Source organism: Duganella vulcania, assembly GCF_009857655.1.
GTDB lineage: Bacteria > Pseudomonadota > Gammaproteobacteria > Burkholderiales > Burkholderiaceae_D > Rugamonas > Rugamonas vulcania.
In genome coordinates this window covers 67,646-83,295 of record NZ_WWCX01000001.1, presented here as the reverse complement: position 1 = coordinate 83,295, position 15,650 = coordinate 67,646, and the positions used below count along the sequence as shown (strand labels likewise).

At 58.5% G+C, this 15,650-nt stretch carries 12 protein-coding genes; 10 read left to right on the top strand and 2 right to left on the bottom strand.

Annotated elements, in window-relative coordinates; genetic code table 11:
* Positions 1-13 precede the first annotated feature (13 nt).
* The 8 genes from GTP90_RS36740 to GTP90_RS00320 all read left to right on the top strand — a co-directional run bounded on the left by GTP90_RS36740 (position 14) and on the right by GTP90_RS00320 (position 9,551).
* The gene (locus tag GTP90_RS36740; RefSeq protein ID WP_254451694.1) at positions 14-175 is read left to right on the top strand and encodes a recombinase family protein; all 162 of its coding nucleotides are present in this window, start codon (positions 14-16) and stop codon (positions 173-175) included.
* Positions 130-330, top strand: a complete 201-nt coding sequence (locus GTP90_RS36735; protein ID WP_254451677.1) for a helix-turn-helix domain-containing protein — start codon at positions 130-132, stop codon at positions 328-330. The genes GTP90_RS36740 and GTP90_RS36735 overlap by 46 nt, the downstream gene beginning before the upstream one ends.
* A complete protein-coding gene (locus tag GTP90_RS00345; protein ID WP_161081579.1) occupies positions 327-3,122 on the top strand; it encodes a class I SAM-dependent DNA methyltransferase in 2,796 nt (931 codons plus the stop codon). Before GTP90_RS36735 ends, GTP90_RS00345 begins: the two co-directional genes overlap by 4 nt.
* The gene (locus tag GTP90_RS00340) at positions 3,119-5,242 is read left to right on the top strand and encodes a DEAD/DEAH box helicase (RefSeq protein WP_161081578.1); all 2,124 of its coding nucleotides are present in this window, start codon (positions 3,119-3,121) and stop codon (positions 5,240-5,242) included. Before GTP90_RS00345 ends, GTP90_RS00340 begins: the two co-directional genes overlap by 4 nt.
* The gene (locus GTP90_RS00335) at positions 5,235-6,440 is read left to right on the top strand and encodes a GIY-YIG nuclease family protein (RefSeq protein WP_161081577.1); all 1,206 of its coding nucleotides are present in this window, start codon (positions 5,235-5,237) and stop codon (positions 6,438-6,440) included. Before GTP90_RS00340 ends, GTP90_RS00335 begins: the two co-directional genes overlap by 8 nt.
* Before the next feature lie 339 nt (positions 6,441-6,779).
* Positions 6,780-7,268 (top strand): hypothetical protein, encoded by a 489-nt coding sequence (locus GTP90_RS00330; RefSeq protein ID WP_161081576.1) that lies wholly within the window; start codon positions 6,780-6,782, stop codon positions 7,266-7,268.
* Between the two features lie 394 nt (positions 7,269-7,662).
* Positions 7,663-8,793, top strand: a complete 1,131-nt coding sequence (locus GTP90_RS00325) for a phosphotransferase family protein (RefSeq protein WP_161081575.1) — start codon at positions 7,663-7,665, stop codon at positions 8,791-8,793.
* Between the two features lie 104 nt (positions 8,794-8,897).
* The gene (locus tag GTP90_RS00320) at positions 8,898-9,551 is read left to right on the top strand and encodes a hypothetical protein (RefSeq protein ID WP_161081574.1); all 654 of its coding nucleotides are present in this window, start codon (positions 8,898-8,900) and stop codon (positions 9,549-9,551) included.
* Positions 9,552-10,325: 774 nt separating this feature from the next.
* Here the strand turns inward: GTP90_RS00320 and cadR are convergent.
* Positions 10,326-10,757, bottom strand: a complete 432-nt coding sequence (gene cadR / locus GTP90_RS00315; RefSeq protein ID WP_308937290.1) for a Cd(II)/Pb(II)-responsive transcriptional regulator — start codon at positions 10,755-10,757, stop codon at positions 10,326-10,328.
* Positions 10,758-10,846: 89 nt separating this feature from the next.
* Here cadR and GTP90_RS00310 point away from each other — a divergent pair, with 89 nt between their 5' ends.
* Positions 10,847-13,069, top strand: coding sequence for a heavy metal translocating P-type ATPase (locus GTP90_RS00310; RefSeq protein WP_254451676.1), 2,223 nt, complete (start codon positions 10,847-10,849; stop codon positions 13,067-13,069).
* Between the two features lie 69 nt (positions 13,070-13,138).
* The gene (locus GTP90_RS00305) at positions 13,139-15,058 is read left to right on the top strand and encodes an FTR1 family protein (protein WP_161081572.1); all 1,920 of its coding nucleotides are present in this window, start codon (positions 13,139-13,141) and stop codon (positions 15,056-15,058) included.
* A gap of 22 nt (positions 15,059-15,080) precedes the next feature.
* Here the strand turns inward: GTP90_RS00305 and GTP90_RS00300 are convergent, their stop codons facing one another.
* Positions 15,081-15,431, bottom strand: coding sequence for a MerR family DNA-binding protein (locus tag GTP90_RS00300; protein ID WP_371875007.1), 351 nt, complete (start codon positions 15,429-15,431; stop codon positions 15,081-15,083).
* Positions 15,432-15,650: the final 219 nt, after the last annotated feature.

Below are 15,650 nucleotides of genomic sequence, written 5' to 3'. Positions count from 1 at the left end.
GCTTGGCCAGTGTCTGAGGGGGCTTAGAGAAGAAGGGGGGCGTTTCGAGAGCATCATCGAGAAAACCGAGACCACTAGCGTGGCTGGGAAGCTGGCTTTCCATGTGCTCGCAGCGTTGGCTGATTTCGAATGCAACCTGATTCGGGAGCGAACCCAAGGGAGATTGAGCGCTTGACGTCTGACTCGACCATCCCGGTTGGTCAGATCGCAGAACGTTGCAAAGTCTCACGGACAACAATTTATAAGGTGGCTCCCCGTGGTGGCGTTTTGGCTGGTGATTCTCAGCCGAGCACAAGCGGGCAGAAGTCACATGGACAAGATGTTGCATGAATGCAGTTGAAATCGAACAGGCCATCTCCGATCTGGCCCTCCAGCCCTTTGACGCGGCTAATTTCCCCTATGCCTTCCTGACCGCCTTCGGCAACAAGGAGGTCACGCTCAAGCGCCTGCGCAGCGGTAATAACAACACATCCGACCTGTCAGGTGGCGTCCTGCTGCGCAACAACATTCACATTGCCACCTGCGAGGCGGGCAACGTCAGTGAGACCTTCACAGCGCTGCTGACAAGCGCCGCCACCGCCAAGGGTAAGGCCAAATTCGTGCTGGCCACCGATGGGCAGACCCTGGAAGCCCAAGAACTGGCCAACGGCGAAACCATCGCCTGCGAATTCGAGGACTTCCCCAACCACTTCGGATTCCTGCTGCCGCTGGCCGGCATCTCCACCATCAAGGAGATCAAGGACAACCCCATCGACGTGCGCGCCACGGGGCGACTGAACAAGCTCTACGTCGAGCTGCTGCGCGAGAACCCGGCCTGGGCCAAAGACGAGCGGCGCAGCGACATGAACCACTTCATGGCGCGCTTAGTATTCTGCTTCTTCGCCGAAGACACCGGGATCTTCAGCGCTACGGGCCTGTTCACGCGGACGGTGGACCGCTGGAGCGAGCGCAGCGCAAGCAACACCCACGAGGTGTTGTCCGAAATTTTCCGGGCCATGAACATCAAGTCCTCGGATCAAGCCACCGTCATGCCCCGCCTGCCGGCTTGGGCCAGTGCCTTCCCTTACGTCAACGGCGGTCTTTTTTCGGGCAGCACCGAGGTTCCACACTTTACCCAGATGGCGCGCACCTACCTTTTGCACGCGGGGTCACTGAATTGGCGCGAGATTAATCCCGACATCTTCGGCAGTATGATACAGGCTGTGGCCGATGACGAAGAGCGCGGAGCCCTGGGCATGCACTACACCAGCGTGCCCAATATCCTGAAGGTGTTGAACCCGCTGTTTCTGGATGATCTGCGCGCCGCACTTGCCGAGGCAGGTAACAACGAGCGCAAGCTGCTGAATCTGCGGAAGCGTATGGCGCGCATTCGGGTGTTTGACCCGGCCTGCGGCTCAGGCAACTTCCTAGTCATCGCTTACAAGCAGCTACGCGCGATCGAGGCCGAGATCAATCGGCGACGGGGGGAGACGGACCTTGGCAGCGCTATCCCGCTGACGAATTTCCGCGGCATCGAGCTGCGCAGCTTTCCAGCCGAAATTGCTCGGCTGGCGTTAATTATTGCCGAGTTCCAGTGCGACGTATTGTATCGGGGACAGAAGGATGCTCTAGCGGAATTCTTGCCGCTCGATGCGCAGAACTGGATCGTGTGTGGGAACGCTCTGCGGCTTGATTGGTTGAGTATTTGCCCGCCGACGGGCACCGGCGTGAAGTTGGCAGCAGATGATCTTTTTAGTACCCCGCTCGATCAAGCTCAAATCGACTTCGAGAATGAGGGGGGGGAGACCTACATTTTCGGGAATCCGCCTTACTTGGGGGCGCGATGGCAGGCTGATGTGCAAAAGGACGACATGCAAGCCCTGTTCGCACATCGGTGCAAGAACTGGAAATCACTCGACTACGTTTCAGGCTGGTTCATTAAAGCCAGCGATTACATGGAACATGGCATGGCACGCGCTGCCTTTGTGACCACCAACTCAGCCTGTCAAGGCGTTCAGGTACCGACACTCTGGTCCATGCTGTTTTCAGCTGGCTGCGAAATATTCTTTGCGCACACAAGCTTCAAATGGCAAAACCTTGCCAGCAAAAATGCTGGAGTGACAGTTGCCATTGTTGGCTTTGGTAAGAACATCCGTGGTGTGCGGCATTTGTTCTCCGTTACCGATGACGGTAATTCGATTGTTAAGGTTGCCGAGAACATCAACGGCTATCTGACTGCTGGTTCAAACATTGAGGTTCAGAAGGCAAGCAGCCCGATGGGTCCGCTGGCCGAAATGACCTTTGGCAACACACCGATAGATGGCGGTCATTTGCTTCTTGACACCCAAGAGTTGCTAGCGCTCGGGCTATCCGACGACCAGGCTTCGCGGTTGACCCGAAGGATTTACGGGTCCTCTGAGTTCATCCGCGGGACTCCGAGGCACTGCCTTTGGATCTCTGATAGCGCCATCGCTGAGGCCATGTCGATCCCGGCCGTGAGAAAACGTGTCGAGCTAGTGAAGGAATCCCGCCTTAAGGGGGGCACAACCGCGAGGGAGATCGCCAGTCGTCCGCATCAATTCCAGCGGATGAATGAAGGACAGTTCCATACCATCGTGGTGCCTGGTGTTAGCTCAGAAAACCGACCATTCTTACCGGTCGGGCTGATTGAGCCAGGCTCAGTGCCGAGCAATAAGTGCTTCGCCCTTTATGACGCCCCATTGTGGAACATGGCATTGATCGCCTCGCGCCTGCACTGGATTTGGATCGGTACGGTTTGCGTGCGCTTGGAAATGCGCTTCTCCTACTCCAATACCCTCGGCTGGAATACCTTTCCGGTGCCGCTGCTTACCGAGCAGAATAAGGTCGATCTGACGCGTTGCGCCGAGGACATCCTGCTGGCCCGAGAAGCACATTTCCCTGCCACCATCGCCGATTTGTATGACCCGGAAACTATGCCAGATAACCTGCGTCACGCTCACGAGCGGAATGACGAGGTGCTGGAGCGCATTTACATCGGCCGCCGCTTCAAGAACGACACGGAGCGCCTGGAAAAGCTGTTTGAACTCTATACCAAGATGACGGCCGCAGAGAAGAGCAAACTTCCCGCGACGGCAGTCAAGAGAAGGAAGAAAACATCGTGAGCGAACATGCCAGCAACCCCACCAACACCTACACCGTGCCGTCAGTGTCGATAACGACGGCACGCACGGGCGTATCCAGCAGGGCCAACGAATTGGGCATGCGCGCCATGCAGGAGCGGGCCTATGCCAAGCGGGGCGAGCCGTACCTGCTGATCAAGTCGCCGCCGGCTTCTGGTAAAAGCCGCGCCCTGATGTTTATTGCGCTGGATAAGCTGAACAATCAGGGTTTGCAACAGGCTATCGTCGTCGTGCCTGAGAGGTCTATTGGCGGCAGCTTTGCCGACGAGCCCTTGAGTCGCTTTGGCTTCTACTGGGACTGGCACGTTGCCCCGCAGTGGAACCTGTGTAATGCACCCGGAGGCGACGAACCGCGCGCCGCCAAATCCAAAGTGGACGCAGTGCGCCAGTTTCTGGCAAGCAGCGACAAGGCCCTGGTATGCACACACGCCACCTTCCGCTTTGCGGTTGAAGAGCTAGGCATTGCAGCCTTCGACAATCGCTTGATCGCTATCGACGAGTTCCATCACGTCTCTAGTAACCCGGATAACGTGCTGGGCAGCCAATTGAGCGCTTTTATCGCGCGGGACAAGGTGCACCTGATGGCCATGACGGGCTCCTATTTCCGGGGAGATAGCGAAGCCGTACTAGGCCCGGCCGATGAATCGAAGTTCGAGACGGTGACCTACACCTACTACGAGCAGCTCAACGGCTACCAATGGCTCAAGTCGCTGGACATCGGCTACTTCTTCTATACCGGGCCCTATGTAGATGCCGTCACCAAGGTGCTCGACCCGGCGCTGAAAACCATCGTCCACATTCCCAACGTGAACGCGCGCGAAAGTCTGAAGGACAAGCAGCGCGAAGTGGACGAGATCATGCATGGTTTGGGCGAATGGAAGGGTGTGGACCCTGATACTGGCTTCCACTTGGTGGCCGCGAAGGACGGTCGAACATTGAAGGTGGCGGATCTCGTGGACGACAGCGACCCGGCTCGGCGTACCCGCGTACTGGCGGCTTTGAAAGATCCAGCGCACAAAGGCGACCGCGACCATGTGGACGTGATTATTGCGCTGGGCATGGCCAAGGAGGGCTTCGACTGGATCTGGTGCGAACATGCGCTCACCATCGGTTACCGCAGTAGTTTGACCGAGATCGTGCAGATCATCGGCCGCGCTACGCGTGACGCCCAAGGCAAGGAGCGGTCGCGCTTCACGAACCTCATTGCCGAGCCCACCGCCGAGCAGGCGGCCGTGACCGAAGCCGTGAATGACATGCTCAAGGCCATATCGGCCAGCCTGCTGATGGAGCAGGTGCTGGCCCCGCGCTATGAGTTCACACCCAAAAATGCTGGTGCACAAGCAGGTTTCGTGTACAACGGCGGAGATGGCTACCACGAAGGCGGTATCAACGTTGGCGTGAACGGAGCGACCGGCCAATACCACGTCGAAATCAACGGCCTGGCCACGCCAGAGACACCTGAAGCCACCCGCATCTGCAAGGAAGACTTGAACGAGGTGGTCACCAGCTTCTTGCAGGACAAGACGGTGCTGGAGCGTGGCTTGTTCGACAAGGAAAATACCTTGCCCGAAGAGTTGACGCAACTGCGCATGGGCAAGATTGTGCGCGAACGCTACCCTGAGCTGAGCGAAAGCGACCAGGAAGCTATTCGTCAGCACGCTATTGCCGCCATGAACATCACCCAGCAAGCAAAGCTATCCTTGTCCCAAGCTGATGCCACGGGTGGCGGCACGGTGCAAGGCAGCACGGCCCTGCTAGACGGCGTACGCAAGTTCGTCAACGTGCGCGATTTAGACATCGATCTGATTGACCGCATCAACCCGTTCGACGCCGCGTATGCGGTACTGGCTAAAGCAATGGACGAGAAGTCATTGCGTCAGGTGCAGGCCGCTATTGCGGCCAAAAAGGTGAGCATCCCCGAAGAGGACGCCCGCGAACTGTCAAAGAGGGCCTTGCAGTTCAAGAACGAACGTGGCCGCCTGCCAGACATCAACTCGGCCGACGCCTGGGAGAAACGCATGGCCGAAGGCGTAGCTGCCTTCGCACGCTACCGCGCGCAGGCTAAGGCAGCGCAAACCGGAGGAGACGGCGCCAATGGCTGACATGGACGACGACGAACTACTGGATGCGCTGGGCGTTGAAGTTACCTCTCTCAAGGCCTCTAGCCGCACCCCGCGTGAGGAACGCATTATTGCTGGTTTTGAAGACATTCTGCGCTTTTACCAAGCTCACGGTCGTGCGCCTCAGCACGGGGACAGCCACGACATTTTCGAGCGGCTGCATGCTGTAAGGTTGGATCAGTTGCGAAAGCTGCCTGAAGCACAAACTCTGCTCGCAGAGCTGGATTCCGCTGGACTGTTGGCAGGCGTCCATGGGGCAAAGGTTGATCTCGATGCCTTGGGCGAAGATGCTCTGCTGGCCGAGTTGGGGCTTGTCGATGTGCCAGCCGATGAAAACGACATCACTGTGTTGCGTCATGTCCGGTCTTCCGGCGAGAAGCGGGCCGCCGAAGAAATTGCGAATCGCGAGAAGTGCGGTGACTTTGAAACTTTCAGGCCGCTTTTCAATGCAGTGCAGCGTGAGCTTCAGAATGGCATTCGAAAGGCACTAACGCTTCAGGCCAAAGAAAAGGCACTGGATGATATTGTTCAGGGCGCGTTTTTCATCATTGGTGGCCAGGTCGCCTATATCGCTGATGTTGAGGCAGAGTTCATGACGGAATACGGTCGTCGTGATCGCCGATTGCGTGTCGTCTTTGACAACGGGACCGAGGCGGGTATCTTGATGAGGTCGTTTCAACGATCAATGCATCGGGACGACCAATCTCGATTAATTTCGGATCCTGATGCTGGACCACTTTTTGGTACCGGGGTTGAGGAAGGCGACATTGAAAGCGGCACGATCTATGTGCTGCGCAGCAAGTCGAGTCACCCTTTCGTAATGGCGCATCGAGAGTTGATTCACAAGATAGGTGTTACGGGCGGACAAGTAGAGACTCGCATTGCAGGCGCAGAAAAGGATGCCACCTACCTGCTTGCTGGGGTAGAAGTGGTTGCTACTTACAAACTGCACAATCTGAATCGCGTTAGGTTGGAAAATATCTTTCACCACTTGTTTGGTGCGGCACAGCTAGATTTGACCATCGAAGATCGCTTTGGCCGTCCAGTTAGGCCAAGAGAATGGTTTTTGGTGCCGCTTCACGTGATTGATGAAGCAGTTCAGCGCATTCGAGATGGTTCGATTACCGATTTTATTTACGACCCGAAGACAGCTCGACTGGCGGGCTTCGAACGGACATAGTGTTAATTCGCTGAAACAATTGTCTTGACCGTTAGGTCCACTTTACCAGCTCTATTCCAAGAGCCTGATGGCGAACTGGCGTAGGAGAATCCCAACCTCAGCTAGTTAACAATTTTGCGTAGGGCAATTTATCCACTTGTCACTTATGTACCGAGGAAAACCAGCATAGGGGCAAGTGCTTGCGCTTCGCGATGCAGGAGTTTGTGCGTCGTTTTGCGTGGGTGAAATCGCTCCTCATCCCTTCGTGCGGGCCTTTCTTTGGAATTTCACCGGTGGTTGACTCTTGAGTGTTGATTCGCTAGTGTGGTCGCAACTCCAAGACAGGACTGAATTGTCACCATGAAAGCACCGTATACCTTTGACGGCAACTATGTCCTCGATGCCGAAGGGGATGTCGCTAGTATCAGCGATACGCTGCTGGCGCTAAATGGCCACCAGGCGCTCTTTGCCGCGCTGCAGAGCATCAAGGCGCAATGCGTGGCGCCTGGCGCCAATAGCAAAGCCTTTGCGGCGGCTGTGAGTACGACGGCCGTCAAGGGCTTGTTTGACGCCATGGGGCCATCTGGTGCACCTGGCCCTGCTGGCGAGTCCGAAGCCGTGCCATTGTTTAGCTTTAAGGATGTGCTCGAGATGGCGTCCGACTCCGATTTTGAGCAGGTTCTGGCCGAACTGCCGGGCATGTTGCGTGCTATGCGGCAAAAGAGCAAGAGCGAATCCTATGTCGGCTTTGCCTGGCCGCTAAGGTGGGTGCCCCAAGGCGGCGCCAGCGAAATCACCACCCATTATTCGGATGGCAGCTACACCACCCTGGTGGTGCCCAAGCCGTAATTGGGTGGCGCGATGCTGTCGCGCTTGCCGTGTTGGCGCTTGCCCACCCCCTTCTTATCGGCCATGATGTTTCGTGGCAGATGTGCCACAGTTTCCTAGCGCCCGAATTACCAGTGCTTTACTCATGATGATGCCTATTTACCAAGCAGTGACTTCGCGCGGCTACTCTGAGCGCAGTCTGCGGCCAGTGGCTACTTCGCGGCGCGGTGATGGCTAGCCGTAGTGCTTTTTGGAGGGCCCATTCCACGTAAAATTCTTGCATGATCGCAAAGCGTTGGGTTATTGTTCCAAATACACAATTGATGGTTTTTAGTTAATGTAATTAAATCGAATCATGCTGGTGCCTCGCGGCTGCGGCTGCCTGGGGACGATAAGCGATTGAAGGGGAGATTGCATGCAAGCGACAGGGGACGATATCGGCCAATTGTGCCTGGAATTCCCGGACGTACCGGACGTCGATCACGCCGTGCTGTTGGCCAAGGGCGACAACGCAAGCTGCTACTTGGCGGAAAAAAGTGGTCTAGTGCTGCGCGTGCCCAAGGCAGATGAGATCAAGGCGCGCACGCGCGCTGAACTGGTATTGTTGCAGTTTCTGGGAACTGCGCTAGGCGGCATCGACGCGCCGCTCGTACCTGACATTCGCCATCGCTCGCAGCACTCGATGGCCCATGCCTATCCGTATATCCCGGGTACTGTTCTGACGCGCGGCTGGTTTCAAGAGACGACGTTCCCCCAGCAGGTTCAGTTGGCGCATTCGTTGGCGGCATTCCTGTCGCGTTTGCACGCTGTCGAGCTGCCGTGCGACGTAGCTAGCGTTTTGCCGCAGTACGACAGCTTTGATGGGACCAACGTCATGGTCGATCTGGTGGCCGGCAGCCACCTGTCGCACTTACTTGACGATGTGCGCAGTGCAGTGGCAGTGTGCAGTTGGTTTGACCGGCACGATGACCGGGTCCTATTGCACAATGACTTCACGCATGGCAATTTGATCCTTGAGAAGAAGGAGTCTCTGACTGGCAGGCGTTATGCGCTGGCAGGCGTGATCGACTGGACCAACGCGTACGTTGGTCCGGCCTATCGTGAACTGCGTCAGCTGGCGTTAGTCGCCCCCCATTTCGTCCGCATGATCGTGCATCCCAAACGGGTGCCCGGCGTGGCCGCCGCCGCCTTCCTGCGCGGTGTGCGTCTCGCGTTGTGCGAGCCTGGCAGTGTGCGGCATAGTGACGAGATGTATCGCGCGTTGCGTGAGCATCGCGTGTTCAATCGCTATACGATTCACTTGGACGAGGCCTCTGACGCGCTGGCGCAATATGCTGGCGCTGGTGGGCCAACGGAAGACTTGGCGCTGGCATCTGCTTTCGACCGTGCCAGCCAGGCGGAAAAGGCTATCGTTGATATGACCACGGGGGGCCGTGGGCGGCCAGGGGCTACGCCGCGCGTTGGCGCCCCATTGGTGCCGTACGACGAGTTGCCGACGGCGTGGCGCGCGCAGTATCCTGCCATGGAGGGGGATTTGCGGTGCTAATGCGTGCTGGCCAGCTCGCGCGATGGCGCACCTACTTGTACGGTCCCGCTCGGGCGGTTTCTTCGCGGTGCTTGCAGCACCTGATGCTGTAGATTCGGACGCCTATGCTGTTCATCGCGACCAAGGTTGAACGTATCGTCATGGACTCCTCGTCCATGGTCGAGGGGTTGGGGCGCGGGTTGCTGAGTCTGTCCGCCTTGGCGCAAGGTCTGTCCGTCGATTTTAGCTCGGCGTTCTCTGAGCCCATGCTGCAAGTCGCAGCCACCGCGCCAGATCGGCCCGTTGCTGATGTTGGCGCAGCGGCGAGCGCGACAGTCAAGTTGAGCGGCCATAAGAAGGGTGAACTGGTCATCATCGGCGATCTGACCGAGTTGACGTATCGGTACACCAACGACACGCACGCGTTGCACAAGCAGCTGCTGGCCAAGAAGAACAATGTGGACGACGTGTACTTGGGCGTCTCGCGCGGTGTGGACGACCTGGCCATAGTGTGCAGTTCGGCGCTGGTTTCCTTGGTGGGCGAAGTCTTCAGCGGCCATAGCCTTGTGCGCCGCAAGGTCGGGTTAAGTGCTGTCAGCGTCCCGTTAAACCCCGACACGGGACGCTCGCCCGGTATGTACTACAACATCATGCGCCAGTTCACAGCCAACAGGATCAAGGTCCTCAATATGGTGAGCACCGCAAGCGCGATGACCCTGCTCATGGAGCCGGCCGACGTCGGCGCAGCCAGCGACCTGCTCTCGCGGATCATGGGCTAATACGCATCGACCTGGTCGTGCAGTCCTGTGGCCCAGGCGGCCTGAAGCCAGCTGCGACGGGCGCCGGTGGCGATCTGTGTGAAAACGAGTTTTCCGTCCTGCGTTACATTCGTCCCTGGCGCAGCGCCACTGGGCCATGAGCTGTCAGTTCGTTGTCGTGCGGCCGTGCGGCAGGCTCTTGTAGCGCCAACGAAGGGCGTAAGGTCGCGAGTTTCTGCACTCGGACTTCTCTAGCAACGTGCTGGCGCTGGACGACAAGCCCACCCACTTGAGGTGATGGTGGCCCTGGTCGAGGCACCGTTGCCGGTAGATGTCCGCGACAGGATCGAATTCGCACGTTGGCACATTGCGTCGTGCACCCGCGTGAAGGCGCCAACTAGGCTCCCCTTGGCACTTTAGACTGGTGTGGAGGCTGCCGCCGCTAAGCTGGCCAAGTCGGCTAAGGCAAAACACACGTCTTCATACCGCAAAGTATCGGGTGTGACCCCGAGTTGGGGGTCTACGTTGCTCGTCACATACAGGTAGCAATTCTTGTTGTGAGCAGGGAGGTTGTCGGCATCGCTAGCGTACTTGGCCAACAATTTGTTGGCCTCGTTGATGACGAAGGTGAGGGTCGGCCGGGATTCGTGTAAAAAAACTCAAATCCTGCTGTAAGCAACTGATTTTAAATAAATAAGCTTGCCGTATGATGTCGCGCTTTCCCGCTCCGCAGTCACCTTCAATGATCGCAAGCCAGCAACGCACCGTGTCGTTTCAATTCATGGTTTGAAGTTGCTATTCCACACACCCCTCCGCTTGGCACATTCCCGTCGATAGCTCCTGCAAAATGCCGCAGTCGCGCGCCGCACTACCTGTTCGGCAACGGCCTCGCAGTACACTCAATTGGCCTTGCAAAGCATTGAGCTCAGCAATGCGATGCGCCACTTGCACAATGCGCTGATCAAGCAACTGATTGACTTCCTGGCAGCTTTCGCCCGGGGCATCACGCAGATTCGGCAACAGCCTCACATCGTTGAGCGGCATATCCAGAGATCGACAATGGCGGATAAACTGCAGCCGCTCGACGTGGGCCGTTTCATATAGCCGGTAGTTCCCTGCGTTACGCGCCGGCGCCGGCAAGAGCCCTTCCTGCTCATAGAAACGGATGGTCTCCACCTGACAGCCTGTCGCCTTCGAAAGTTGCCCTATCTTCAATGTTTGCTGCATAAGCCGCTCCTGAACTCAATTGAATGCTTGACTCTATAGTGACTATAGGGTGTTTAATGCGAATGATAATACGAATCAAGGACCGGCTTATGGATTGCTTCAATAACAACGGATGCTCCGGTACAACCGCTACGCCATCTGTCGGCTCTCCCGCAGTTGTCGATGGGGCTGAGCAAGCTGTGTTCCTGATTCAGAATATGGACTGCCCAACCGAAGAAAGGCTGATCCGGGACCGATTGGAGAAAATGCCTGGAGTTACGGGGCTGCAATTTAATTTGATGCTGCGCGAACTAACGGTACGCCATCGTCTCCCAGCTGTGGCACCGATCGCCGAAGCGCTTACGTCGCTGGGCATGGAAGCTGTGGTCAAAGCCGACACGTCGAGCTCCGCCGCGCCCGGGCAGGTCTCCGAGTTGGCGCAGGACGCGGGAATATCCGGCCGCGCATGGGCAATGCTCTGCGTCTCGGGAGCTGCTGCTGTTGGGGCCGAGATGCTTGCGTGGTATACCGGCCATGAGCAATCATGGGCGGTGGTGGCGCTCGCCGTTATCGCTATCCTCTCCGGCGGCTTGGGCACGCTGAAAAAGGGATGGATCGCGTTGCGGCACCTATCGCTCAACATGAACTTCCTGATGTCGCTGGCGGTGATTGGTGCGGCGGTGATCGGCCAATGGCCTGAGGCCGCGATGGTGATTTTTCTGTTCACGGTGGCGGAGCTGATCGAGGCAAAGTCCCTCGATAGCGCCCGCAACGCCGTTGGTGCACTGATGGCGATGTCGCCTGATACGGCACTGGTGAACGCAGGCGCCGACGGATGGCGCGAGACGCCGGCAAGTGAGGTTCAGGTTGGAACTATCGTCCGTGTTGCCCCAGGTGCGCGGGTGCCGCTGGACGGCATCGTCACGGCTGGACAGAGTACGATCAATCAGGCACCGATCACCGGTGAAAGTCTGCCGGTGGCAAAGGCGACGGGCGACGCCATCTATGCCGGCACCATCAATGAGCGCGGCGAGATCGAGTTCCGTGTCACCGCTACACAAAAAGGCTCGACACTGTCTCGGATTGTCGACAGCGTGCAGCAGGCGCAAGGCGAGCGCGCGCCAACGCAACGCTTCGTCGACCAGTTCGCTCGCTATTACATCCCTGCTGTGGTGTTGTTGGCAGTGCTCGTTGCGATACTTCCGCCGTTGCTGACGCAAGGCGCGGCCGGTCCATGGCTGTACAAGGCGCTGGTGCTCCTGGTAATCGCATGTCCGTGTGCGCTAGTCCTCTCTACGCCGGTTACGGTAGTGAGCGGCTTAGCTGCCGCCGCTCGGAGGGGCATACTCATCAAGGGAGGTGCCTACCTGGAACAAGGCCGATTGCTGCGTGCGATCGCGCTAGACAAAACAGGTACGGTTACGCTGGGAAAGCCCGCTGTCACCGACGCGGTCCCATTCGCCGGCGCTGAACTGCACACTACGCTGCTTCATGCCGCCAGCCTGGCCGCGCGTTCCGATCACCCTGTATCGGGGGCGATCAGCGCCTACTGGGAATCACAGATGCCAGGCGAGGCGCTTACCGAAGTGGGCGCCTTCCGTGCACTTGATGGCCTTGGGGTGCGCGGTCTCATCGATGGCCGCGAGCTGCATCTGGGTAGCTTGCGCCTGGTCAAGGAGCTCGGCTGCTCCGACCAAGCGATCGAGGCGCTGGTCGAACCGCTGGAACGTGATGGCAAAAGCGTGGTGTTGCTGGTCGACGGGAGCACACCGCTGCTGATGTTGGCGGTGGCCGATACAGTCAGGCCGACAACCGCGCAAGCCATTGCAGATCTCGCGGCGCTAGGCGTCGAAGTGGTCATGCTGAGCGGGGACAACGCCCACACGGCACGCGCGATTGGCCTCCAGGTTGGCATCAACGACGCGCGCGGCGGGTTGCTTCCGGAAGATAAGCTGGGCGCCGTGGTCGACCTGATAGCCACGTTCGGCCACGTCGGCATGGTGGGAGACGGCGTCAACGACGCTCCGGCGCTGGCTAAGGCCGACATCGGTTTCGCGATGGGCGCCATGGGCACTGACACGGCGCTCGAGACGGCGGACGTGGCCCTGATGGACGACGACTTGCGGAAAATACCGGAATTCATCCGTCTGAGCGGTAAGGCTCGCGCCATCCTGATGCAGAACATCGGTCTTGCCTTGGCGATCAAGGCCGTGTTCCTGGTTATGGCCCTGCACGGCGAAGCGACGTTGTGGATGGCCGTGTTCGCTGACATGGGCGCCAGTCTGTTGGTCGTCATGAACGGGCTGCGCCTACTACGCAGGATTCGAAACTGAGATATCCCAGTAGGCGATTTTTTACTTTTACTCCTTGGTGGCCTTTGCCACTCTACTTCTGGAACAATTATGCAAGTGATCCGAGTGCTTTTAGTATGGGTTTGTCTGGTGTCGTCGGCGACGACGCTCCACGCGGAGCAGTTATCGACCGTTGAACAGACCAAGCAGATATGGCAACTGCTGGATTATCTCGCTGTGGATTACGCGAAATCGGTGAAAGAAGGCACCGTCGCCAGCCAGAGCGAATATGCAGAAATGCAGGAATTCGCGCACGCCGCGCGCCAACAGCTGGCCGTGCTGCCTACCACGCCGCAGCAGGTCGCGCTGCTGTCCGATGCTGACGCCTTGCGTCAGTCGATCGCGCAGAAGGCGTCGGCGGACCAGGTAGGCGATCAAGCGCACCGTCTGGCTGCGGCACTGCTGGTGGCCTACCCGGTACCAGTATCGCCATCGAAGACCCCGGATCTGCGTCAGGGCGCCGCACTGTACCAAAGTAATTGCGCTGCCTGTCACGGGACGTCCGGTCATGCAGACGGTCCTCTGGCCGCCTCGCTCAATCCACCACCGATCGCGTTGGCGGATCACGCGCGCGCGCGTGAGCGAAGTGTCTTCGCCCTACAGCAGATCGTCACGCGCGGCGTGGAAGGCACCTCGATGGCGAGTTTTGCAAAGTTGACCGAGGACGAGCGCTGGGCCGTGGCCTACTTCGCGTCGACACTGTCGTATTCCGACGCTGACCGTCAGGCAGGCGCAAAGCTTTGGGCCGAACGCCCGGAGTTGCATGCGGCCTTGCCGACGCTGGCCAAACTGAGCGAATCGTCCGAGAGCGCCCTGACCAAGGCCGTCGACGCGGACGCCGCGCGCGGCTTGACCGCTTATCTGCGCAGTGCGCCGGCGACGCTGGCGCAGTCAAACGCGGACACCTTGCCTATCGCCATGTCCAAGCTCAAAGCCAGTGTGGTCGCACTGGAGGCCGGCGACATGGCGGCCGCTGCGCGTCTGGGCTTGTCGGCTTATCTGGACGGCTTCGAGCCGGTGGAGCCGGCGCTGGCGGCCAAGAACAATGCGCTCTTTTCGGAGATCGAAAAAACGATGGGAGATTATCGCCATGCCGTCTCCACCAACAATCTGCCGCAGGCTCGTGCCACCGCGACGCGCTTGCAGGGGCTGCTGTCCGATGCGCAAGGCGCGCTCGACTCCTCCAACGATCCGTTGTCGACGTTCATCGGCGCGTTGACCATTTTGTTGCGAGAAGGCGTGGAGGCGTTGCTGGTGGTTGTCGCCATGCTGGCGTTCCTGAAAAAAGCTGGTCGTCAGGACGTGCTGCCCTACGTGCACGCGGGTTGGATCGTTGCGCTTGCGGGCGGCGCCCTGACATGGGCAGTCGCCACATATCTTGTCGATCTGAGTGGCGCGAGCCGTGAAATGACCGAGGGGTTTTCCGCAATCTTTGCAGCAGTGGTGCTGTTGGCCGTGGGTATCTGGATGCATCAGAAGAGTCTCGCGGGGCGCTGGCAGGCATATGTGAAGGACAAGCTCTCCTCGGCGCTCAACAAGCGCTCGGCCGCGATGTTGTTCTTGCTATCGTTCGTTACCGTCTACCGCGAGGTGTTTGAAACGGTGCTGTTTTATGTCGCGCTGTGGACCGAGCATAATGGCATATATCTGCTCGCTGGCCTTGGGGCGGGCATCGTTATCTTGGCCGTGATCGCCGTCTTGCTGTTGCGCTCCAGCGCCAGATTGCCTATCAGCCAATTCTTTGCCTACAGCTCTGCACTGGTGGCCGTACTGGCGGTGGTCCTCGCTGGCAAGGGAGTGGCAGCCTTGCAAAAAGTAGGATTCCTGGATATGACGCCGGTCGCCGCTCCCCGCGTCGAGGTGTTGGGGATTTATCCGACCGCGCAGACGCTGGCGGCACAGGTGCTAATTCTCGCGATCATCGCCATCAGCATCCGCTATAACCTGCGAAGCCAGGCTCGGAGGAGTTGATCGTGGTCCAGTTGAATACATTTCAGTCGTCTATCAGCGCCTGAATGATTGGGCAGCCATCGTCCCGCTCCTCGCTGTCGCACCGCGCAACCATGCCTGTGAGAGCGGCTTTCATCGCCTGCAGATCGGCCAGTTTGGACTCCACCATGGCTAACTTCCTGGCGGCCAGGTAACGCGTGCTGGTACAGGCCAGAGAACCTTCCAGTTTGAGCAGGCTCGTAATTTCATCGAGCGTGAAGCCAAGTAGCTGCGCGCGCTTGATGAACCGAATTCGATGGATCCATTCTTCCCCATAGGTCCGGTAGCCGCCCCCATGCGGCCGCGCCGGCTCGTCGATCAGTCCGCTGCGTTGGTAAAACCGGACTGTTTCCACGTTGGCTAAATGTGCCCATCCCCTCGAAAAGGTAAAAGTTTTGAAATCGGCTTTTTGAGGGCAACGGAGCAAATCGGCAGTCGGCTCTGCTCCTACCGGACCAAGTCGCACAACGTCATGCCGAGTGCTCCCTAAGGGCTACATTTCAGTCGTCGATCAGCGCCTGAATGATTGGGCAGCCATCGTTCCGTTCCTCGCTGTCGCATCGCGCAACCATGC